The organism is Natrialba asiatica DSM 12278, assembly GCF_000337555.1.
GTDB lineage: Archaea > Halobacteriota > Halobacteria > Halobacteriales > Natrialbaceae > Natrialba > Natrialba asiatica.
The window spans coordinates 1-21,619 of record NZ_AOIO01000035.1 but is presented as its reverse complement, the minus strand read 5'-3'; the positions used below and the strand labels follow the sequence as shown (position 1 = coordinate 21,619).

Genomic DNA, 21,619 nt, shown 5'->3' with positions numbered 1-21,619 from the left:
CGGTTAGAACGTCAACGGCTCGGCGTCGTCCCACCGCGGGGCGAACTCGTCGTGGACGTTCGCCGCGAACTCGGGGTCTTTGAGGTCGATCATGCCGAACGCATCGCCGGAGGAAAGGGGGTTTGGAACCTGGATGCAGACTTCGGTGTCGTCGATGAGATTGAACGAACCGGTCACTTCTGCGCTCGTCCGGACATCGAAATCGTCCCGGGCTTGGAGCGTCGTTCGATAGCGCTCGCCGACGTTTTTCGAGAGTGCATCGACGAGCCGTCGCGTCATCAGTAGATCGACGGAGACGCCTCGATCGAGCGCGTCCTCGAGTTTCGCGAGCACGTTATCGCCGACGGTCTGGGCATCTCGTTCGGGGACGGGGTCCGCGGCGACCATGACGATGTGCCGGTCGGCGGCCGCGAGTCGCTCCATGAGGAGGTCGATCGTCTCCTCGGGACCGACGGCGGCGGTCCAGAACTGTTCCTCGACGGGATCGGCCGCGTCGAGTTCATCGGAGAGGTCGTCGACGATCGACTCGTATTGGTCCGCCTTTTCCGCGAGTTCGCGCTTCTTGTCGTCGAGTAGGCGGTCGAGTGCGGTCGACGGTTCGACCGCGACGTACTTCTTCGGCCGGCTCGCGGTTTGGGTTCGCACGAGGTTGTACTGCTCGATGCTGTTTAGTACGTCATAGATGCGCCCCATCGGTACGTCGCTGGCGCGTGACAACTCCTTGGCTGTTGTCGGTCCGGTGTTCAACAGCGCTCGATACGCTCGAGCTTCATACTCCGAAAGCCCGAGATCCCTGAGGCTGGCCATAGTCGGTGCAACCAACCGAAGAAACATAAACGCTGTGGTGGTTTGCTCGCAGGCCGAACACCCGCGTTTCAGTCCCGGACTTACTCGAGAACGGACTGGACGGCCTCGCTCAACTCCGCCGGAGTTTCGGCGGTGGCCGATTCGCGCTCCCCGAGTTCGACGCGAGCGGTGCCGGACGGGAGGCTATCATGGCTATCGGCGGCGGCCGCGCCGGGAACGACGACCTTCTCGTGGTCCGCGAGTCGGAGCGCGGCCCGATGCAGGTCTGAGCCGACGTCGTCGGCAATGGCGATCACGAGCGGCCCCTCCAGCAGTCGGGAAACGGCCGTCGCGTACTGGGCGATCTGGACGCCGAATCGGTCGCTCGCCCCGGCGAACGCTTCGAGCGTCTCCCGGGCGAACTCGCGATACTCGTTCTCGCCGGTGAGCGCCGCGAGTTCGAGGAGCGCGTCGGCGAGGGCGACATTCGAGTCGAGCGGGCGGAGTTGGCGTTCGAGCAGCCCCGCGCCGGCCGCCGGTCCGTCGACGAACGAATCTTCGTCGTGAAGGCGGTCGATCGTCGCGTCGGCGACTGCCCTCGCGGTCGAGAGGGCGGCGGGATCGAGCGCGCTCGCGGCCGTCGTTAGCGCCGACAGGGTTCGCGCCTGATTCGCGAGGAGCGGCGCGGCTGTGGCCACATCGACGGTTTCGGGGTGTGCGTGGGTGACGATACCTCGATCCGTGTCCGTCCCCTCGGCGATCAGGTCCGTCCGGAGCGTCGCGAGCGCGCGCTCTGCGTACCGACCGGCGCGCTCGTCGTCGGTGTAGGCGGCGTACGTGAGCAACCCCTCGATCGCGAGTGCGTTCGGCCCCGCGAGGACGACCTCGTCGACCGGCGGCTCGTCGGCCGCCTCGCGGTCGGTCGGATCGAGTCCGTGCGCCTCGGTTTCGCCGGGCGCTTGGCTGTTCGCGAAGGCGTCGACGTCGTCGTTCCAGAGCGTCGTCGTCAGGAACTCGACCGTTCGCGCGGCCGGCGTGCGATACTCGTCTTTGCCCGTGTGTAGGTAGGCGTTCGCGAACGCGCGCACGAGCGCGCCGTTCGAATCGAGGAGTTTCTCGTGCTGAAGGCCGGACCAATCCCGCTCCGTCGCAAAGCGATAAAACCCCCCGTCGTACTCGTCGAACAGGTTCGCGCTCACCGCGTCGAACGAGCGAAGCGCCATCTCCCGGTCGCGCTTGAGGCCGAACTCGAGCGCGTCGGGGAGCGGAAATTTCGGGTTGTCGCCCCAGCCGCCGGTGGTTTCGTCGTAAGTTTCCGTTAGCTGGCCGAGCATCGCCGACTCGACGTCGCTCGTGAGCGCGCCGGCGGGCGGGTTGTCCTCTCGGAGCGGCCGGGGGATGCGACCGGCACCGCTGCCTTTCGTGTCCCACATCGTCCGGACGCTGTCTAACACCTGGCGCATTCCGTCGGGACCGAGGTAGCCCGCGCCGGTCAGCACCGATCCGTCGGGCGCGAGAAAGACCGTCGAGGGGAAGCCACCCATGTTGTACCGATCACGAACGCGCGGGCGTCGGTCGATGTCGACGCGAACGGGGACGAAACTGTCGTTGACGTTCGCCGCGATTCGCGGCTCCGCGTAGGTCTCTGCGTCCATCTCGTGGCAGTGATCACACCACGTCGCGGTGAGCGAGAGCAGGACGGGTCGGTCCGCCGTCGCCGCCTCGTCGAAGGCGTCCTGGCCCCACTCGCGCCACTCGACGCGCGTTTCGTCGTCGCTTCCCATACCGATTCCCATACCGAAGGGTGGCCGGTGACGGGCGTAAGCCCTTCGTTGTCCCAAGACCCCTATCGAGTGCTGTTGTGAGAGTAAAGGGTTTTCATGCTTCGCCGGCTACATCGAGGTATGCTCCGGTGGATCTTCGCACTGTTGCTCATTCCGTTTCTCGACGCCGTGCTCCTCGCCGTCGTCGTTAGCCAGACGAGCTACATCGGCTGGATCGGTATGGTCCTCCTCGTCGTCCTCACGGGCCTCGTGGGGATGCTCCTCGTTCGCGCCGAGGGCCGACGAACGCTCCGAAAGATGCAACGCTCGCTGGCACGGGGTGAGCCCCCGACGAATCAACTGCTCGACGGTGGGCTCCTGATCGCTGCCGGCGCGTTCTTGCTCACGCCCGGGCTCGTCACGGACCTCATCGGATTCCTCATCGCGGTTCCGATCACCCGAATCCCGATCCGAGCGGCTCTCAAGCGATACGTGATCGTGCCCTACGCGGACAAAAAGACCGGCGGCCTTGCGAGCGGGTCCGTCTGGACGTTTGGCTTCCCGAACGGCGATCCGGAGGGCACAGCCGGCACCAGCACGAACGCCGACGCTGGCACGTACGATCTGGGTGCGGACGATTACACCGTCAACACCGGCACCGACGGCCAGGACTCCTACAGTATCGATCTCGGCGGCAGCGACGAGTCCACGGAGAACTCGGACGATGAGGAGGATGACAGCCGCTATGCGCGGTAGCGCATCCCAAGGGCCGAACGGAAAGAAACGCTTAAACATCCCACCGAGCAACTAACGAGTGCAGTCGCGGGCCAATAGCTCAATTAGGTTGAGCGCCACTCTGATAAGGTGGAGGCTCTCGGTTCAAATCCGAGTTGGCCCATCCTTTTGCGGCACATTACTCCACGAGCGACCGCGAGATAACCGTTCTCGGTCCGAGCCGTCCCGTGAGCGGAAGCGGTCACGGGAGTTCGAATTGCCGAAACTCATCCGCGGACGCCCAGGCCGCGACCCGAACGCGACAGCTGACCGATTTTCCCTACTCTGTCCACCGAGTGACTACATCATCCCGCCTCGATCCGAGTTCAACTCTCCGTCCGGGACCACGCTGCTTCACTGAGTGAACTCGCACAGAACAGCCCGATCGGATTACTGCCCGTTGGGCTATCAATCGCTGGGCAATCATGAACGAATACAGAGTGCTATTCATATACACCATGTATCTTGTATCTCAAAGAATATTATAATTCTCAGTGGAAGGCATTGATCATGCCGAGTATATCGGTAGAAAGACGCTACAATACGCTCTTACTACCGGAAGCGAAATAGACACAGTTCTCTTTACCGAAGAACACTCTAATAGGGCTATAATACCCAGTTTATCGCCATATCGGTCAAACAGTGTCCGATACTGTTGACTCAAATATATCTGAATTAGAGATATTCTGTATATGTCATACAGTGGTTATCGGTCCTCTTCTTTTTACGGCCACTAGTACTCTACAGTGGGCCCGCGAGACGCTTCAGGAAAGATTGCCGATCACGATCCCTTCCGCTCTGAGGACGACGCCGACGTCACCGTTATCGCGGTCGAAAACCTCCTCGTGGGACGTGATATCGTCGACACCGGCCCCGACCTTGAACCGATCCGTGTCGGGAAGCGAGCCGAGAACTCGCCGCTCCTCGGGCTGTAACTCGAAATCCTCGAGGAACACGGTGTTGGTTTCCGTCTGACAGCGAACGCGGACTGTCGCCGCGCGCGGCAGATCGTTTCGGACGATCAACGTCCCGGCGCTGAGTCCGATCGCTCGCTTGGCGGTCGCGATCAGCAGCGCCAGATCGGTCGTTCGAACTCGTGCCGCGAGCGAGTTCACCTCCGTCTGCAGAATGCCCGGAACGGCTGCCGGCTCCGGCGGGAAGGTCTCCGGATCGTGGCGGTAGAGGAGAAAGAGGGCCGCCAGTGCGAACACCACGAGGAGTCCGAGGAGGCTCAAACCCAGGAAGTGCCACGGAATCCCACCGCCGGAAGTCGCCGTGTTCGGCGAACCGTCCGATCCCGAATCAGTATCCCCATCAACTGACTGATTCCCCCCCGTTCCGTCGGTATCCGGGTCGCTACCGCTGACTTCGACGCCGACGCCGACGAGCGTGTCCGCGCGTTCGTCGTCGGTTTCAACCGCGAAGTCGTGTGCGCCGATCTCCGCCGGCGCATCGATCGTCGTCGAGACGGTCTCCGACTCCCACGGCTCGAGCGTCATCCGATCGACGTGGACGAGTTCACCGTCGAGGCTGAACTCGACGTACTGGTCGCCCGGTTCGGTGCCGGTGTTGTTGATATCGGCGGAAAGCGTCAGTTCTCGACTCGATTCGTTCGTGTAGTCGCCGGTCAGGTTTCGCGGCTCGTACCGCGAGGTTTTGGCGCGGACCATCGCGTTCCGCGTCGCTTCGTCGTCGTCGCTGAGAATCGCAACTTCGGTCAGGGGGACGTCCGACGAACGAGTTCGATAGGAGAAGCGTTCGGTCGTTCGTTCGCCAACCTCGAGCGAAACGTTCTTCTGGCCGCGGATGTGTCTGGTCGTCTGATCCGGATCGCCGGCTCCGCTATCGATACGCAGTCGAATTTCTTGCTCCCCAGCGATGTCGCCGGTATTTTCGATGCCGACCGTGGCAACGAGTGGTTGGGTTTCGTTGACGGGACCGTTGACATCGAGGATTTCGACGTCGAAACCGCTCCCGTTAATCCGTGGTCTGGTCGTATCGCCCGTTCCGGGTGTCTTCAATTCGGCATCGACCCGCGGCGCATCCCCCTGCTCCGTTTCGTAGGTAAACGTTTCCGTGACGGTCTCGTCACCGTTCAGTTCGACGGTTCGATTGTCGACCAGTTCGCCGTCGATGTAGAACTCGACCGGGTATTCCTTCGGTTCGTTCGGGATACGATCGGAGCGGTCGTACTCGATTTCGGCCTCGAGTTCGAGCGTCTCGCCCTCGTCCGGTCGGTTCCGGTCGGTAAACTGCGCCCGAACGTTCTCTTCGTGCGTCGCCTGGCCGATGACCTCCACGACGGCCCTGGCCGCGTCGTCAGGTTCGCCGTCAAGTCCGCTCCTGACAACTGCCTCGACCGACGGCGAATCCGCCTCGCTCGTCTCGTATGTGAACGTCTCGACCGCCTGTCCACCCGGCTCCATCGAGACCGGTTTCGTCGTGACGTGTGTGCCATCGATCCTGAACTCGATCAGGAATTCCTGTTCACCCTGCGGGTAATTCCCGTGACGGTTGATCTTGGCGGTGACATCGAGTTCGTCACCGGCGGCGGTGTTTCGCGTCCAGTCGGCAATAGTAACGGTGGCCTTCGATTCGTGGATCGTCACATCGGTGTCGTCCTCGTTACCGTCGTAGTCCACTTCCACGAAGGCTCGCGTCGCCTCGTGATCGTCGCGTTCGGTTTCGTATTCGAAGGTGTGGGTGGTCGACTCGCCACCGTCTAACTCGATGGACTCCGTGAGCGTTGCAAACGTTTCGTCGCCGTCCGTAAGCGTGAAGTCGACGTCCCTCGTCTCGGTTCCGTACTCCGTATTGGTGATCTCGACTGTCACCTCGAGGGTTTCGCCCTCGCCGGGGCTGTTCGTGTCGACGATTTCCGGGACGAAATTCGTCTCGTCGTAGGCGGTATACTCGACCGGATTACCATCGTCGGTTTTGACAGTCGTTTCACCTTCGACCGTCTGGACGATTCCGCCGTCGGTCACCTCGAGCGTATCGTTTAGCACCTCCCCGTCGGTGACCACCAGATCGGGATCGTTCTCGGCGACTCGAACCGTGTTGTTCCCGGCGACGATCGCATCCCCGGTTTCGGTTTCGACAGCGCCATCGACGACGACGAGTTCTTCGCCGCCCGCAGTGACGACCGGATCGGACGGCATCGACTCCGCAGCGCTCCCGGTCACGACGTGATCATCGGCGAATCGCACGACGACCGTGTCATCGTACTCACCGGCGTCGGAAGCGGACGTACTGAGACTCGCGGGCGCGGACGGGGCGAGTGAATCGGCGATGGGATCGGCGACCGCACCGGCGGCCATCCCACCGGTGAGCAAACCCGCAGTCCCGAGCGACAGGACCACGAGTACCACGACGAACAAGCGACTACCGCGCCGAACAGACCAGTGGCGACCTTCGGCGGTCGGATTCGTCGCAGAAGCAGTCGTCGGAGCGGTCGATCGACTACTCGTCTGGGTCGGTCGTTTCGTCCGACTCGTCGCCGCCGTTTCCGCCGACTCTCCGCCGGTAACCCTTTCCTTCCGTGACATAGTTTTCCAGTCTTCGTCGTCCCCGATCCAGGTCGAGACTCCCGTTGCCGACCAGTAGGAAATCCACTCATATCATATTGCCGGCCCATTCGAGGTGTGGCGGAGGGCCGACGGTCGGTTCACCCCCGGCCGTCACCCGAACGGCCGACGAATTTTTCACCCGTTGGTGTGACGAGTTCGTAACGATGCCACGATATCCTGGGGGGACAGCCGCCTGCAGCGACGGAGGCGACCGGGACTGTCTGAAGGCTGAATCGACGATCGGGTCGGGTGAGAAGGGAACCAAGGGTGAAACGGACGAGCGGAACGCCGGACGAACTCGTCGAACAGCCCTGGCTGCGCTCGGAACCGCTTCAGTCGGGCTGACGGCGGGCTGTCTAGGGACCATCAAACAGTTCGGCGGTAGCCGCGTCCCCGTCGATCCGACCGATCCCGGCGACGACCCGGAGGCGACACCGGGCGAGTTCTACTTTTTGCTCGAGGAGAACGATATTACCGTTGCCGACCTCTATCACGATACGGACGACAACGATCTGATCCTGTTCTACGAATCGGACGCAACGACTGCAACCGAGTCCGACGACGAGATTGCGATGATCTATCGCGTGTTCAGCGAGGGGCTGATCGATCGCGGGTCCGACGTAAACCATCTCTATACGGAAGTGACCGATCCCTTCGATGGACAAGTGGAGGGCTGGGCCGTCAACGCCCAGTGGGCCGAAGAGCATTTAGCGGGAGAGGCCTCGGACGTCGAACTCTGGAACGCAATCGCGCGGACGAAACAGTACGGAGACGAGGCCGAGACCGAGTCCGGGACCGGAGCGAACGAATCCGAGACGGCGACCGACGATGGGACGGCCGCTGACGGCGATACCAGCGATGGCACTGCAGACGGTGAAAACAGTACCGACGACACTGATACCAACACCGGCGAGACGGACCCGAACGAGTCAGACAGTACGGCGGGCTCCAGCAATGGAAACGGGAGCGATGAGTGACATGGCCGATGATCAATGCCACCCGGGCGGCTACTGTCACACGGGGACGACCTTACGCGTCCGTCGTCCCGCCGCGGGCGGGTGATCTCGCAGCCATGACGTTATTCGAACTCGAACGCAACGCGGATTTCGAACAACTTATTCGGCATCTCGAGGCGAGTTCAAATCCGGACATCCGTCGGCGGGCCGCCGAGATTCTCGGCAGTCTCGAGACGAGTGCCGACGACGATTCGGTCCAGGGGAACCCGCGCTCGCCGCGCGACGAGGTGATCGACGCGCTCGTCACGGCATCGCAGGACGACGAAAGCGACGAGGTTCGGGCCGCAGCCATCGACGCGCTGGACCAGTACGGCCAGGACGCGCTCGAAGAGTTCATCGGCGATCTCTCGGGACAGGATCTCGAAGACCTGGCCGAGTGGAAGAAAGCGAAGGTTCTGGCTCGCGGGCTGACCGCCGATCAGCCGGAGCTCCGGATGGCCGCCGCGACCGGCCTCGGTCGCATCGGCGAGGACAACGTCGTCAGCGCGTTGGTCGACCGGCTCACCGATCCCGACTCTCGCGTACGAACGCGCGTCGCCCGCGCCCTCGGGCGCATCGAATCCCCGGAGAGCGTCCCCGCCCTTTCCGACCGATTCCACGAGGACCAGTACTCCGTCCGCATCGAAATCGCGTACGCGCTGGCCGACATCGGCACCGACAACGCGCTCCGCGAACTCGTCGACGTGGCCGACGCCGAGGACGAAGTGCTCCGGCGCATCGCCGTCGACGCCCTCGGGCGTCTCGGCAGCGTCGAGGCGGTCGAAGTCCTCGCGAACGCCCTGAGCGACGACGCGGATACCGTTCGCCGAACCGCGATGTTCTCGCTCGTCCAACTCCTCTCTGAGGCACCCGCCAACGCGAGCCACCAGATCCGCGAGAAGATCGTCGGTGAACTCGAGGCGGCGGACGAAGACGAGGTCGTCGAGCCGCTGATCGAAATCCTGGATCGAAGTACGGAGACCGCCCAGCGGCGCAACGCAGCCTGGCTGCTCGGGCGCGTCGCGAACGATTCCTCGACGGCGGCCGCACAGGACGCCCTGATCGAGACCATGGCCGACGACGACGAAATGACCTCGAAGTTCGCCGCCACGAGTCTGTCGCTGCTCGACAGCGACGGGCTGGAACAGCGATTGCTCGAACTCGTCGAGGACGACCTTCGCGACGAGGAACTGCGGGTCAAGGCGCTGTTCGTCCTGGGGAAGATCGGCGGCGATACCTCTCGGAACCGTCTCTCGAGTTTCGTCGAGCGAACCGATAGCGATCGACTGCGCAAGCGAGGGTTCTCCGCGCTGTCGAAACTCGGCGGCGTCGGGACAGTCACTGGTGACCCAGCATGAGTAAGGGTGAACAGAAACTCGCGGACGTCACCGGCAAGTTCACGCAGGTCGTCCGCGAGGGACGCAAACTATCGGACACGAACTGGTCGAACGGCCGGCTCGTCCTCTCGAACAAGCGGCTGGTGATCGTCAGCAACAGCGGTAAAGAGACGATACCGCTCTCGAAGATCCAATCGATTCGCGGCCGGTACGACGTCAACCAGACCGTCGCGAAGGTCTCGGACTACATCAGCATCAACTACGGGCCGAACGTCTACCTCATCTCGATGGACGCGGTCAACGAGTTCGAACTGCAGATCCAGAAGGCGATTCTGGACGGCGAGATCGTGCTCGTGAAGCATCCGGCGGTGAAAGGTGGCGTGGTCCAGGATTCCTCGTGGCGGAAGGCCCGCGTGAAGATCAACGAGGGCGTCGCAAACTTCGCGATCGAAAGCGGCGAGTTCGTCCAGATCGAGGTCGACGACGTCGGGACGGTCGAGAGCGACGAACGCACGGTTCGATCACGGGAGCGGCCGGTGATCGAGGCCGAGCACACGGAGGACGGCTCGAGCGTGCAGACGTACCTTTCGGGCTCCAGCCAGAACTGCGCGATGTTGAAATCCGTCCTGGACCGCGGCGCGGAGAAAAACGCCTCACAGATCGATCTCTCCGGCAAGGAAGAGGAGGTGCTGATGGCGATCTACTCGGGCGTCTCGCCGTTCGAAGTGCCGGAGTTTCTGGATATCGATACGGACGAGGTCGAGGAAATCTACGAGCGCCTGATCGAGCTACAGGTGTTAGAGGAGGTCCGCGTGCGGCGCGAGGTAGCCTTGAAGCCGCGCGGACGCAATATCGCGAGCGAAGCGATGAACAACAAGTAACGGCGGACGACGCGTGGCGACTCCCCCACGGCTACTCACTTCCTCCTGGTCGACGCCGCCTCCGCTCGACGAAACCACCCGCATACGCGTATTCGATTACGAATCAGAACTCGCTCTCACGACCGACCCACGCTCCCGCGCGTACGTGCTAGACACCGATCAATCGCTCTTGAGATAGCTCACGTCTCGCTCTAATTCGTACCCTCGCGGCACGCCAACGTTCTCCAGGCATCCGTTACAGAGCGGCTTTGCATACGTCCGATTGTTCGACTTCCCGAGAATATTCGCATCGTCGAGTAACACGAGTTCATCACAGCGGCTACACTCGATCTTATCGCCGTCCACGATATTCATGCGCTGAACTCGTCGGACCGGAAAGATAAGTGTCCCGGCCGACGGGGACGGAGTTGATCCTCCACGAACGGATCGGCCACCAGATTTAATTATGTGATGTCTAATTCGGCCACCAAGTTTAAGATATCCACCTATCGGCAGTTAGAGTTAAGAGTGTCAAGTTTGGCAAGTAGACTTAATAACAGTCAGTCTGAATCAGCCTGTACTGCCCGGGACTCCCGGGTGTAACCAACTATGTTCGAAACAGACAACGACCACGACCGTGGTCAGGTGGGGATTGGTACCCTTATCGTGTTCATCGCGATGGTGCTGGTCGCTGCGATTGCCGCGGGCGTGCTAATCAATACGGCTGGCATGCTGCAGACCCAGGCAGAAGCTACCGGGGAGGAATCGACGGACCAAGTGAGCGATCGTCTCGAAATCGTGAGTGCGTCGGGTAACGTTTCCGACGCGAGTGATAACAATAACATCACTGAACTCAACTTCGTCATGGCGATGGCGGCCGGCTCCGATCCGATCGACTTGAACAAGACGACTGCGCAATTCATCGGCTCGGAGGGCGAAGAGACCTTCACGACCGATAACGGGAGCGGAGTCGAAATCAAAAACGTTCAGGGTGTTGACGGGGCGCCTGACGAAGCCGTGCTAACCGAAACGAGCGACCGCGTCGAAGTGATCGTTTCCCTTAACGAGGTATATAGCACGCTGGAAGAGGGCGATCAACTGTCGGTGATCTTCACGACGGACGCCGGTGCGACGACCGAGATGGAGATCCGCGTTCCGACCACGATTACTGACGAGGATAGCTCGGTGAAACTGTAACCATGTTCGATAACGAAACAACGGAGAGAGGTCAAGTTGGTATCGGGACGCTCATCGTGTTCATCGCGATGGTGCTGGTCGCTGCGATCGCTGCAGGCGTGCTGATCAACACGGCTGGCATGCTCCAGACGCAGGCCGAAGCGACGGGCGAAGAGAGTACGGACCTGGTTTCCGAACGCGTCGACATCACCAGCGAAGTCGGTATCGTTGAGGACACCGATTCTGACGATCCCACGAACATCACGTCCGTTAACCTGACGGTGACCGGTGCAGCCGGTTCCGACGAGATCGATCTCAACGAGACGATCATTCAAGCTGTCGGTCCGAACGGACAGGAAAACCTCGTCATGCCCAAGATAGACGATACTGATAGTACGTATCTCAACAGCACCGAGCCGGGCAACGCGACGAACCTGACCTCGGGACACTTCGCCGTGATCGACGACAACAACAACTACGTTGCATCCGATCAGGCCGTCCTCGGCGACGACGACAACGATTACACGATTATCCTCAATCCGGAGGTCGAACCGTTCGGAAGCACGGAGGAACCGTTCGGACAGGGTGACGAGTCGTCGCTCAGTATCGTTTCGCCATCCGGTGCAACCACCGAAGTCGAACTGCGCGCACCCGATCTCTTCACCGACAGCGGTGAAGCGGTCCGACTCTAAACCGGTCTCGCCGATCTACCGCTTTTTCCTGTTTTTTCAACACCGGTCTTGTAGCGTCTCCTGTCGGATCGCTCTTGCCCCAAGAGCGAGTTCATCGCCGAGTGATCGCTAGCGATGGCAAACGCGGCGGCGACCCGCTCCGTTCTCATCGCACGGCGAACTGGCCAGAGGGCTTTTAAGAATCTGAAACGTCACGATGACCTAATGGGGTTCAGTACGAGTGGCGCAGTGCTGGTGATACTGGTCGGATTTCTCCTGGCCGTAAGCGCCATCGTACCGACCGTCTTCAGCGTCGGTGCGGAAACCGGCGAGGCGTTTGCCGCCCAGAACGACCAGTTTCGCGAACGGCAGAATACGGCGGTCGCGATCGAGTCGTTCGAGTACACCGACGCGACAAACGAGACGGATGCGATCGTGAACGTCACCAACGAGGGCGCAACGTCACTCTCCGTCACGATGACGGACGTCGTAGTCAACGGGCAGTTCTATCCGACGCAGGGTGTTGACGAGGAAACGGCGGTTGTAGTGGGGGACGCGGAGCGCAATCAAAGTGACGTGTGGCTTCCTGGAACGCATCTCGAAATCGAAATCGTCGAGGATCGGACCGACGACGAGATCGGGCTTACCGGTAACGAGAGCGAAGATAGTGTCCGGATAACAACGAAACGCGGCGTCGCCGATTCGGCTGCGATCACGACTTAAGAGGACAGATGGAGGACGAATACTAAATGGCGAGCGTTTCAGCGACACACCTGATCATGTTCATCGGCAGTCTCGTGATCGCCTCGGCGGTCGCGGGAACCGTCGTTATGGAGGTCGGCGAGGTAAGCGACTCGATCGAAATGCGCGGGGGGACCGTTTCCGACGAGATTAAAACCGACATCGCGATCATCAGCGACGAGTCACAGCCGGACGCGATAGTCGAGAACGATACGACGAGCGACGGGTACAACGTGAGCGTCCTGGTAAAAAACGTCGGTACCAAGGATGTGCCGGCTGACCCGAGCGTCGTTGACGCGCTCGTCGATGGTACCTACTCGACGGTAACGGCGGTCGAACGAGTCGATGCCGACACCAATACCTGGAACCCGGGCGGCGTCGTCGAGGTTACGATTTCGACAGCCGACGTCCGCGGCGATACGGAAGTCGTCGTGCTCGTCAACGACGACGAAGACACGATTACGTTCTACTGGGAGGATAACGCATGACACTACTGCTATTCAGTGAACTCGGTGGCGGTGACGAACCGGACCCGGAAGACGAGGAGGACGATCTGCTCGGGAGCGACGACGGACTGATCGGTGACGACCTCGGCTTCGACGGCGACGACAGCGACGGCTCCGACGACACCGAACTCACCTATCGACTCGACGAAATCGAAAAGGAGGTGGACTCGCTCGGAAATCAGGTCGAGACAGTCCGCGGCGAAAACGAACAGATCAGCGAGTCGATCACGACCGTCGAGCAGAACGTCGACAAACTCGTCGAGATGTACGAAATCGTCACCCAGGGGATCAATCCCTTCGTCGGCGATCAGGAACTCGGCAACGCCTTCGAAACCGCCGCCGGCCAGGGCGGCGTGTTCGGCGGCGAAGACGACCCCGCCGACGATATCGACGACGACATCATCAACTCCGAGGCGGAAGACTTCCTCGACGATGACCTCGATGATGACCTCGACGACGACACTGACGACGAGTTCAGTGACGGCTTCGAGGGAGCCGACGAGGAGGGTGACGAAGACGAGTTCGGCGAGACGCTCGACGCGGAAGCGGACTTCGAGGATGACCTCGAACTCGACGCTGACGATGCGGAATTCGAATCGGAGTCGCCCGCCGACCTCGAGTCGGAGTCTGACACCGCGTCTGTCGTCGACGACAGCGATGAGGAGGAGGCGACATCCGAGGCTGCGTTTGATCCCGACGCGGAGGAAGCGGCGGACACGGACGGCACTGCTGGCGATACCGCTGTCGCCGAAGTCGACTCCGTTATCGAGGGCACCAACGGCGAGGTCGGCGACCTCCCCTACCTGGTTCGCCATCCTGCGAGAAACGATGCCGAACTCGCGACGCTCGAATGGGTGCAGTTCCTCGTGAACGCGGCCGGGATCACCGGGGCGGCGCGGACGATCGCCTACTACGAGTCGGTCGAGTGGATCTCGGAGCCGGTCGCAACGTACTTGCACGCGCTCTTAAACGGGTTTGGAGACGGTTCCGGCGACGATGGCGCTGCGCCGACGCCACCCGAGTTCGACGACTTGGAGCCGAAATCGGTGTTGAGTAACGCGGAACACAAACGCAGCCTCCAGTACATTGCGGGGATAGCGACGCCGGAGGCAACGCCGCCATCGGGTGAACTCGGGCGGGAAGAGTGAACTCGGTCTCCAGTTGCGACGTGTTGCTCTCGAGGGTTTTGCAGCCGTCATCGCACGCCAGCCAGAAGTTTTGTATGACGAGCAGCAGTAGGTGCGGTTACGACGGCAGTGCCAGTCCTCGGCCGTCATGGGCCGGTGAGTGGCGAGAGTTGTGCCAGACGGCCGCTCGATAGAGCGGAAACCGGATCACGCATATGGGTATTGCGGACAACACAGCGGCGATAAACGACCTCAGCAAGTCCGTCATTCAGGCGTACGACGAGATGGATCTCCCGGCGCGGCTGTACGTGCCCGGCGTCCTGCTGCCGGCATTCTTGTTCTTTCTCGCGACGATCGCTATCGCCGTCGTTCTCGACGCCTTTCTACTCGTCAAACTCCTGATTCCGGTCCTCGGCCTGCTCATCTTCTTCGCTGCGATCGGCTATCCCAGACTGGCCGTCGACCAGCGCCGCATCGAGATGGAAAACCGGTTTCACCTGTTCGTCATTCACATGACCATCCTGTCGACGACGAACATCGACCGGATGGAAGTCCTGCGCCAACTCGCACGCGAAGAGGAGTACGGTGAACTCGCGGACGAGATTCAACGCATCGTCGACCTCGTCGACGTCTGGCATCTGAGTCTCGGCGATGCGTGTCGCCGTCGAGCGAAAGCCGTGCCGAGCGAATCCGTCGCCGATCTGCTCGAACGGATGGCCTACACCCTCGGTGCCGGCCAGGAGCTCGGCGAGTTCCTCCACCAGGAACAGGACGTTCTCGTCGAGAAGTACTCGACGGTCTACAAGCAGTCCCTCGGGAATCTGGACGTGTTGAAGGACCTCTATCTCTCGTTGATCATCTCGATGACGTTCGCACTCGTGTTTGCGATCGTCCTACCGCTGTTGACCGGAAACGATCCGACGCTGACGACGGGGATCGTGATCGTCCTCTTCGTCTTCATCCAGATCGGTTTCTTCTTCGTTATTCGGGCCGTCGTGCCGGACGACCCGATCTGGTATCTGGAAGACGGCTATCGAACGACGACGAAGAAGCGACTACTCGGGTCAACCGTCATCGGACTCGGTTTGAGCGGCTTCCTCATCGTCGGCATGGTGTTGCTCTTCTTCGATTTCGTGCCCGGGGCGAGCGCGGTTCCGATCGATGCCTTGCCGTCGCTTCTGTACATGCCGATCGCGACGCTTCCACTTTTAATCCCCGGCGGGGTCTTCTGGTACGAAGAGCGACAGGCCTTCGAACGCGACCGAGCGTTTCCGAACTTCGTCCGGGCGCTGGGGACGAGTGAGAGCGCAAAACAGAGCACGACGACCGAGGTCCTTGCGACCCTTCGGACGAAGGACTTCGGACCGCTTACCGAGAATATCGACGATCTCTACCGACGACTGAACATGCGTTTGAGCACCGAGAAATCGTGGCGGTACTTCACCGGCGAGGCCAACACGTTCCTGATCCAGAAGTTCAGCGAGATGTATCTGATCGGTCGGGAGATGGGCGGTGGCCCGAAACGACTCGGTGAACTCATCAGTTCGAATATGAGCGAGATTATCAACCTGCGGGAGGAGCGAAAGCAGCAGACGACGACGCTGGTCGGTGTTATCTACGGAATTACGGCTGCCTCGGCGTTCGCGTTCTTCATGGGTCTCGAATTGGCACTCATGCTGTCGAGTTTCAACATCGACCTGGAGGGACAGGTCGCGGGCGGCTCACTTATCCATACCAACCAGTACGACGTTCCGATTCTTCGGTATCTGATCGTCCTCGTCTTGATTTTCAACGCGTTCATCTCATCACTCGTCCTCCGCGTCGCAGACGGCGGGCACTTTGGCAACTCCTACATTCACTTCGCGGCATTGCTCTGGATCGGTTCGATCACGGGGACGCTTACGGAACGACTGGTTGACGTGTTAATTTCCGTCGATCTCTGATCGAGACTGCGCTCCGTCGTCCACCGCCTGCTGCGGCCGAAAGACAGTTGGTTCCTCCACCGAAACGACGGCCGATACTGGGAGATGACGGACGACCACCTTCGATTTCCGACGGCAAATCGCGGTATCGCATCACTACAGAGCGGTCTCTTGCTCTTTGGATTCTCGATTCTGTTGTCCCTGTTTATGGGCTCAGTGATCTTCCTGAACGGCGGCTAACGCGCGATTGAGAGTCGAGAATAGACGCCACCTGAACCGGAGAGACACCGTATCGAAACCGCATCGGAACCTGACCCGAAACCGGCTATTTGACAGCGTCTCGCTCCACCATTACTCGAGTTCAGCGATGAACTCGCCGATCGTCGCTGACTCGTCTAGTCCGTTGTTTACGGCGGCCTTTCGAACCTGCGAGGGTGTGATCGCGGGTGAGAACTCGGATTTTGAGAGCAGTAACGATGCTGTTTGCATCGTGGGTGTTTTGCGCGCGACGTGCTGTGCATACCAGAGTACGAGGTTATCGAAGGTTCCGACGACGTCGTCCGACGCCGTTCGGTGGCGAACTGTATCGGTGCCGAACTGTGCAACGATATCGACTGCGAGTCGAGCGTCGCTTCGTTCGAGTTCAGCGGCGAGGATTGAGCGGGCGTGTTCGGGGCTGGGTGGGTGTTGTGGGTGGTGTTGCTGTGGTTGTGATGGGGGTTGTGATTGTGACTGTGGGTGTTGCTGTCGTTGTGGTTGTGGCTTTGTGTCGGGGTGGTGCTGGCCTGCGTCTTGGGTTTGGTTTTGCTGTTGCTCTTGCTCTCGGGCTGGCTGTGATGGCTGGGTTTGCGGTTGCCCCTGTGTGTGGGACTGTGAGTGCGTTTGGGTTTGGGTCTGCGGGCTGTCTTGGCGGGATGCTGGCGGAGACGAGTGTTCTGTGACGTCGGGTGGGGAGTGGTCTGCTGAGACGACGTAGCGGCTGTCGGAGACTTCGGCGACGTAGGGGCTGTCGGTAAAGTCGAGGTCTTCGGGGGAAAGCGCGCCGCCGCCTTTGGTTCCCGACGGTTGTTCGCCGGGGAGAACGGGCGGAACGTCTGCGTTTTCCTTCGGATCCGGTGTGCCACCCTCGTTACTATCTGTCATGGGACGATCGATACTGGGTGTACCACGTCAACGAAAAAGAAACCTTTGTTCGGGTTGAAACGTGTGAGAACGGAGTTCGGCGAGACGAGTTCAGCGGCGGTGATGAAAGGGATGTGACCGCGTGAGTGTCGTGAGTGTACTGTGACCGCGTGAGGGAGTGGTGAGCGAGTACAGGAGGGCAGAAGCAGGTGAGTAGGAGGGAGTCGGAACGTCCGGAGGCACGGGTTGTCCATTGGGCACGGAGCAGGGACAGCGCCTGTCTGGGGCACGTTGCGCTCGTCTCGGCTGTCTGATCGGCCACAATTACTTAATACGTAGGTTGTTATAGTTTCCTTGAATGACGACTTGGTGCCACCGTGAGCGGCGAGCCGATCGCCGAGTGCAATTCGGCGGCTGGCAGCAGGTGGCGATGAGAGCGCGGACGAACGACGCTAGCGGAACGGGTTCACCATGGTACTCTCGATAATCGGAAATATACTCGGAGACGGCGACGACCGCTCGGGCTCCGGGAACGGCAGTGATGACCTGGTCGGTGGTGACCTCGCTGGTAGTATGAGCGACGACGAGTTGATGCCCGGGACGCGAACGGACGAGAGCGTTAGCGGGAGCAGCGGTGGCAGTGGTGAGGGAGGCGGCGACGGTGACCTCTTTGACGACGGCGATCTCGGTGGCGGTGGCGAGGAGTTCCTCGACGACGAGTCGATGTCGCTCGACGAGATGGGCGAGGTGGGCGACATGGACGAGATGGGAGACATGGGCGGGATGGACGCCATGGACGGTGGTGGCGGTGGTGGTGTCTCGAGCGAGATCGAATCCCGTGTCGAGGAGATGGAAAACAACGTTGGTTCCCTGTCGTCGACGGTGAATACGGTTCAAAGCGAGAACGAGAAGATCAGCGAGTCGCTCGACGATATCGAGGAGAACATCCGCAAGTTGCTCGAGGTGTACGAGATGGTCACTCAGGGGGTAAACCCCTTCGTCGAGGGCGATTCGCTGGCGGATTCGATGACCGCCGGTCCCGGTGGCGGTGCCCCCGGAAGCGGGGACTTCGGCGGCGAAAGCCTTTTCGACAGTTCCGGCGACGAGGTGGAAGACGAGGCGATCGATGACGACATCGCGAGCGCCGAAGCCGACGAGTTCCTCGACGAGAGCATCATCGACGACGAGGACGGGACCGACTTCGAGGAAGACGGCGATCTGGAGGACGATCTGAGTATGGATTCGGAAGAAGACGACGATTCGGATTTGGACGGTGAGATGGGCGGCGACGAGGACCTCTCGTTCGACGAGTTGAAATCCGAGTACGAGTCGGGCGACGCAAACTGGGATGAGGAGGCTGGGGCCGGTGCGGAGACGGCTGATGAAGACAGTGATTCCTCGGCGCTTGAAATGGACGAGACCGAGTCCCAGATCGAACCTGAATCCGATCTCGAGACCGACGCCGACGACCTCGGATTCGACGAGGGAGAAGCGCCGACGGACACGGAAACGACGGAGTCTGCGGGTGACTCGACGACCGAGACCGCAGACGGCCTAGTCGAGGAGGCAGATGGCGCGTCTCAGAACGCGGCGGCCGACACCGTCGCTCCGTGGGACGACGGCGGCCGGCCGTATCTGGAGACGATTCCCTCCGAGTACGACACCGAGTTCGTCGTGATGGACTGGCTCGAGTATCTCGTCGATGAACTCGGCCTCAACGGCGCGGCCCGAACGCTCCGGTTTTACGACTCGATTCACTGGGTGAGCGGGTCGGTCGAATCACACCTCCAGACGGTGTTGAACGGGTTCGGTGGCGGGCCGGATATCGGCGACCCGGACCCACACTCCTCGCTCGGCGTCGATCACAAGCGCAGCCTGTGGTGGATCAGCCAGATTGCGACGCCGGAAAAGAAACGGCGGCCGTTCGACGCGTGGGTCGATGCGGAGGAAATTGCGGTCCAACAGGCGATGGCCGCCGCCGAGCAACACCAGCCCGAAGCGACGGAGACGGACGACGTGACGGAGGACGAACCTGTCGCGGTCGAAGAAGCACCGACCGACGCTCCACCAGCGGACGCAGAAGGGGGCACAACGGCTGCGGCCGCAGACGAGGAACTGGCGTTCGACGAGGAGACCGACGTGGCTCCCGGCGACAGCGACGAGACGGAAGTCGAACTCGAACTCGAAGTCGATGTCGATGGCGCTGTCGATGGCGACACCGCCACCGAAGCAACCGACGACGCCACTGCGGACGATAGCGACGATCTCGAACTCGAGTTCACCACGGACGAGCCGCTCGATCCGGGCACCGATCCGTTCGGTAAGGACGGAGACGGCGTCGATGACGAGGCGACGGAGTCCTTGACTGACGAACCGTCACACGACCGCGAGCGGTCGGACGAGTTCGAGCAGGGTGAACGCGCGGACGCGGCCGCCCTCGAGACCAACGATGCGCAGAAGATCTTCATCGAGGAGGCCGAGGAGTCCGCGTCGTCCGCGGAGACCGGCGGGGCCGAGACGTCTGCCGGCACCGAGTCGATGACCCACCCACCGTCGGACGGGCAGCGAACGGAACTCGCCGAGCCCGAGGTTACTGACGGCGGACAGATGATCTGGGTCGATTCCGACGTCGTGCTGTCGGCGTCCGGTGAGAGACTGCGTAACGCCCGCGGAAACGCCGGACGGATCGCTGACGCTGGCGGGCGAGCCGACCAGGCCCAACCCGCCAAGCCCCTCGTTTCCGACGAGCCGGCTGATCTCGATGGCTGGCAGGTAGAACGCATCAAACTCCTGCTCGCGCCGGAGGATCTCGAGCACGACCGGCCTCGGGATCGCGACCGTACGCACAGCCGCACCCGTGACGACCGCGTGTCCGACACCGAACGCACCACCGACGACCACACCCACCAGCAGTAAGGAGACGAGACGACGATGAGTCAGTTCAAAAATATCTTCTCACTCGGCTTAGACGACCGCGACCGACTGAACAAGGAACTCGGTGGCGGCATCCCGACCGGGAGTATCGTACTGATGGAAGGCGACTACGGTGCCGGCAAGAGCGCCATCTCGCAGCGGTTCACCTACGGGCTCTGCGAGACCGGCAAGTCGGTCACCTTTCTCTCGACCGAACTCGAGGTCAAAGGCTTCGTCGAGCAGATGGACTCGCTGAACTACAACGTGGAGGAACACCTCCTCTTCGAGAACTTGCTGTTCCTCCACGGTGACTTAGACAGCGGCGGCGTCCTCTCCTCGACGGAGGAAGAACAGACGCGCCAGGACCTATTGACCGATCTGATGGACGAGGACACCCTCTGGTCCGCGGACGTCATCATCATCGACACCTTCGACGCCATCCTGCGCAACGATCCGAAGTTCGAAGCGCTGGTCAGACAAAACGAGGAGCGACAGGCCGCCCTCGAGATCATCTCGTTCCTGCGAGACGTGATCTCCCAGGGCAAGATCGTCGTGCTGACCGTCGACCCCTCGACCGTCGGTGAGGAAGCGATCGGTCCGTTCCGATCCATCGCCGACGTCTTCATCGAACTCGAGATGATCGAGGTCGGCAACGACATCCGCCGGCAGCTGTTCATCAAGCGCTTTGCGGGCATGGGCGAACAGGTCGGCGACCGGATCGGGTACTCGGTTCGGTCGGGGACGGGAATCGTGATCGAGAACCGGAGTGTTGCCTAGAGGGTGACGGTCGCATGACCGAAATGGGAACGCCGAAGCCATCTGACGAGCTCCAGGAGTTAGCCGCTCGCCGCCCGCACCTCCGCGAGCACTTAAAGAAGTTCAGACAGATCACGGGCGAGTTCCCGCTGTTGATCGACGAGCCCTCCGCCGAGTACGAGACGTCACATCCGAACGTACTGTATCCGGTCGGTGGACCGATCTACAGCCATATCTACGGCGATGTCGGGACGAAGATGCAGTACTTCGCCGTCGAGCCGACCCTCTCGGAGGAAGAGCAATCGGTCTTTTCGACGGTCAAAGACTCGCTGCTTCGCCGAAGCGCGAGCAAGACGGCCCCCGAGAAAGACGCCGAGTACAGCGACCGGATCGAGGAACTCCTGACCGAGTCGACCCACATCAAGGGCGAGGCGGTCGAGAACATCGTCGAGCGGCTCAAGGTTCGCTTCCATCCCGGGATTCAGGAGGTCCCCCAGGAAACCTACGAGAACATCCGCTACCGACTGAATCGGGACATCGTCGGTCTGGGACCGCTCGAACCCGTCATGCGCGACCCGGCCAACGAGGACATTCACGTGAT

18 protein-coding genes, 1 tRNA gene and 1 pseudogene are annotated in these 21,619 nt (G+C 61.3%); 15 read left to right on the top strand and 5 right to left on the bottom strand.

What is annotated here, in order from left to right; genetic code table 11:
• Positions 1–3: 3 nt before the first annotated feature.
• Both C481_RS16060 and C481_RS16055 read right to left on the bottom strand, forming a co-directional pair.
• On the bottom strand, positions 4–807 hold the full coding sequence (locus C481_RS16060; RefSeq protein ID WP_006110348.1) for a TrmB family transcriptional regulator: 804 nt from the start codon (positions 805–807) through the stop codon (positions 4–6).
• A gap of 80 nt (positions 808–887) precedes the next feature.
• Positions 888–2,582 (bottom strand): DUF255 domain-containing protein, encoded by a 1,695-nt coding sequence (locus tag C481_RS16055; protein WP_006110347.1) that lies wholly within the window; start codon positions 2,580–2,582, stop codon positions 888–890.
• Between the two features lie 108 nt (positions 2,583–2,690).
• On the opposite strand from C481_RS16055, the gene C481_RS16050 reads away from it, so the two are divergent.
• Together C481_RS16050 and C481_RS16045 are read left to right on the top strand one after the other, a co-directional pair.
• Positions 2,691–3,305: an FxsA family protein gene (locus tag C481_RS16050; protein ID WP_006110346.1), complete on the top strand. Its 615-nt coding sequence runs from the start codon at positions 2,691–2,693 to the stop codon at positions 3,303–3,305.
• Positions 3,306–3,373: 68 nt separating this feature from the next.
• A tRNA-Ile gene (locus tag C481_RS16045) sits at positions 3,374–3,447 on the top strand.
• A gap of 640 nt (positions 3,448–4,087) precedes the next feature.
• On the opposite strand, the gene C481_RS16040 is transcribed toward C481_RS16045, so the two are convergent.
• A complete protein-coding gene (locus C481_RS16040; protein WP_006110344.1) occupies positions 4,088–6,643 on the bottom strand; it encodes a hypothetical protein in 2,556 nt (851 codons plus the stop codon).
• A gap of 413 nt (positions 6,644–7,056) precedes the next feature.
• Between C481_RS16040 and C481_RS16035 the strand changes: the two genes are divergently transcribed.
• From C481_RS16035 to C481_RS16025, 3 genes are all read left to right on the top strand, one after another.
• Positions 7,057–7,869 (top strand): hypothetical protein, encoded by an 813-nt coding sequence (locus C481_RS16035; protein WP_006110341.1) that lies wholly within the window; start codon positions 7,057–7,059, stop codon positions 7,867–7,869.
• 95 nt (positions 7,870–7,964) lie between these two features.
• Entirely contained in the window at positions 7,965–9,245 is a 1,281-nt protein-coding gene (locus C481_RS16030; protein WP_006110340.1) for a HEAT repeat domain-containing protein, read from the top strand.
• The gene (locus C481_RS16025; RefSeq protein WP_006110339.1) at positions 9,242–10,105 is read left to right on the top strand and encodes a CheF family chemotaxis protein; all 864 of its coding nucleotides are present in this window, start codon (positions 9,242–9,244) and stop codon (positions 10,103–10,105) included. Before C481_RS16030 ends, C481_RS16025 begins: the two co-directional genes overlap by 4 nt.
• A 159-nt stretch (positions 10,106–10,264) precedes the next feature.
• On the opposite strand, the gene C481_RS16020 is transcribed toward C481_RS16025, so the two are convergent.
• Positions 10,265–10,459 carry a hypothetical protein gene (locus tag C481_RS16020; RefSeq protein WP_006110338.1) on the bottom strand — a complete coding sequence of 65 codons (195 nt, stop codon included), beginning with the start codon at positions 10,457–10,459 and terminating at the stop codon, positions 10,265–10,267.
• Positions 10,460–10,693: 234 nt separating this feature from the next.
• Here C481_RS16020 and C481_RS16015 point away from each other — a divergent pair, with 234 nt between their 5' ends.
• The 7 genes from C481_RS16015 to C481_RS22990 all read left to right on the top strand — a co-directional run bounded on the left by C481_RS16015 (position 10,694) and on the right by C481_RS22990 (position 16,467).
• Positions 10,694–11,281: an archaellin/type IV pilin N-terminal domain-containing protein gene (locus C481_RS16015; protein ID WP_006110336.1), complete on the top strand. Its 588-nt coding sequence runs from the start codon at positions 10,694–10,696 to the stop codon at positions 11,279–11,281.
• Between the two features lie 2 nt (positions 11,282–11,283).
• Positions 11,284–11,952, top strand: a complete 669-nt coding sequence (locus C481_RS16010) for an archaellin/type IV pilin N-terminal domain-containing protein (protein WP_006110334.1) — start codon at positions 11,284–11,286, stop codon at positions 11,950–11,952.
• Positions 11,953–12,156: 204 nt separating this feature from the next.
• A complete protein-coding gene (locus C481_RS16005) occupies positions 12,157–12,654 on the top strand; it encodes a hypothetical protein (RefSeq protein WP_006110333.1) in 498 nt (165 codons plus the stop codon).
• Positions 12,655–12,680: 26 nt separating this feature from the next.
• Positions 12,681–13,160, top strand: coding sequence for a flagellin (locus C481_RS16000; RefSeq protein WP_006110332.1), 480 nt, complete (start codon positions 12,681–12,683; stop codon positions 13,158–13,160).
• A complete protein-coding gene (locus tag C481_RS15995; protein ID WP_006110331.1) occupies positions 13,157–14,326 on the top strand; it encodes a FlaD/FlaE family flagellar protein in 1,170 nt (389 codons plus the stop codon). The genes C481_RS16000 and C481_RS15995 overlap by 4 nt, the downstream gene beginning before the upstream one ends.
• 194 nt (positions 14,327–14,520) lie before the next feature.
• On the top strand, positions 14,521–16,248 hold the full coding sequence (gene flaJ / locus C481_RS15990) for an archaellar assembly protein FlaJ (RefSeq protein WP_006110330.1): 1,728 nt from the start codon (positions 14,521–14,523) through the stop codon (positions 16,246–16,248).
• Positions 16,249–16,332: 84 nt separating this feature from the next.
• Positions 16,333–16,467: a hypothetical protein gene (locus C481_RS22990; RefSeq protein ID WP_275040071.1), complete on the top strand. Its 135-nt coding sequence runs from the start codon at positions 16,333–16,335 to the stop codon at positions 16,465–16,467.
• A 111-nt stretch (positions 16,468–16,578) separates the two neighbouring features.
• Here C481_RS22990 and C481_RS15985 read toward each other — a convergent pair whose 3' ends face one another.
• Positions 16,579–17,370 (bottom strand): DUF7500 family protein, encoded by a 792-nt coding sequence (locus C481_RS15985; RefSeq protein ID WP_049904711.1) that lies wholly within the window; start codon positions 17,368–17,370, stop codon positions 16,579–16,581.
• A 450-nt stretch (positions 17,371–17,820) separates the two neighbouring features.
• Between C481_RS15985 and C481_RS15980 the strand changes: the two genes are divergently transcribed.
• From C481_RS15980 to C481_RS15970, 3 genes and pseudogenes are all read left to right on the top strand, one after another.
• On the top strand, positions 17,821–20,265 hold the full coding sequence (locus tag C481_RS15980) for a FlaD/FlaE family flagellar protein (protein ID WP_006110328.1): 2,445 nt from the start codon (positions 17,821–17,823) through the stop codon (positions 20,263–20,265).
• Between the two features lie 15 nt (positions 20,266–20,280).
• Positions 20,281–21,039, top strand: a complete 759-nt coding sequence (locus C481_RS15975) for an ATPase domain-containing protein (RefSeq protein ID WP_006110327.1) — start codon at positions 20,281–20,283, stop codon at positions 21,037–21,039.
• A gap of 14 nt (positions 21,040–21,053) precedes the next feature.
• Positions 21,054–21,619 (top strand): annotated as a pseudogene (locus tag C481_RS15970) (type II/IV secretion system ATPase subunit); the annotation flags it as partial.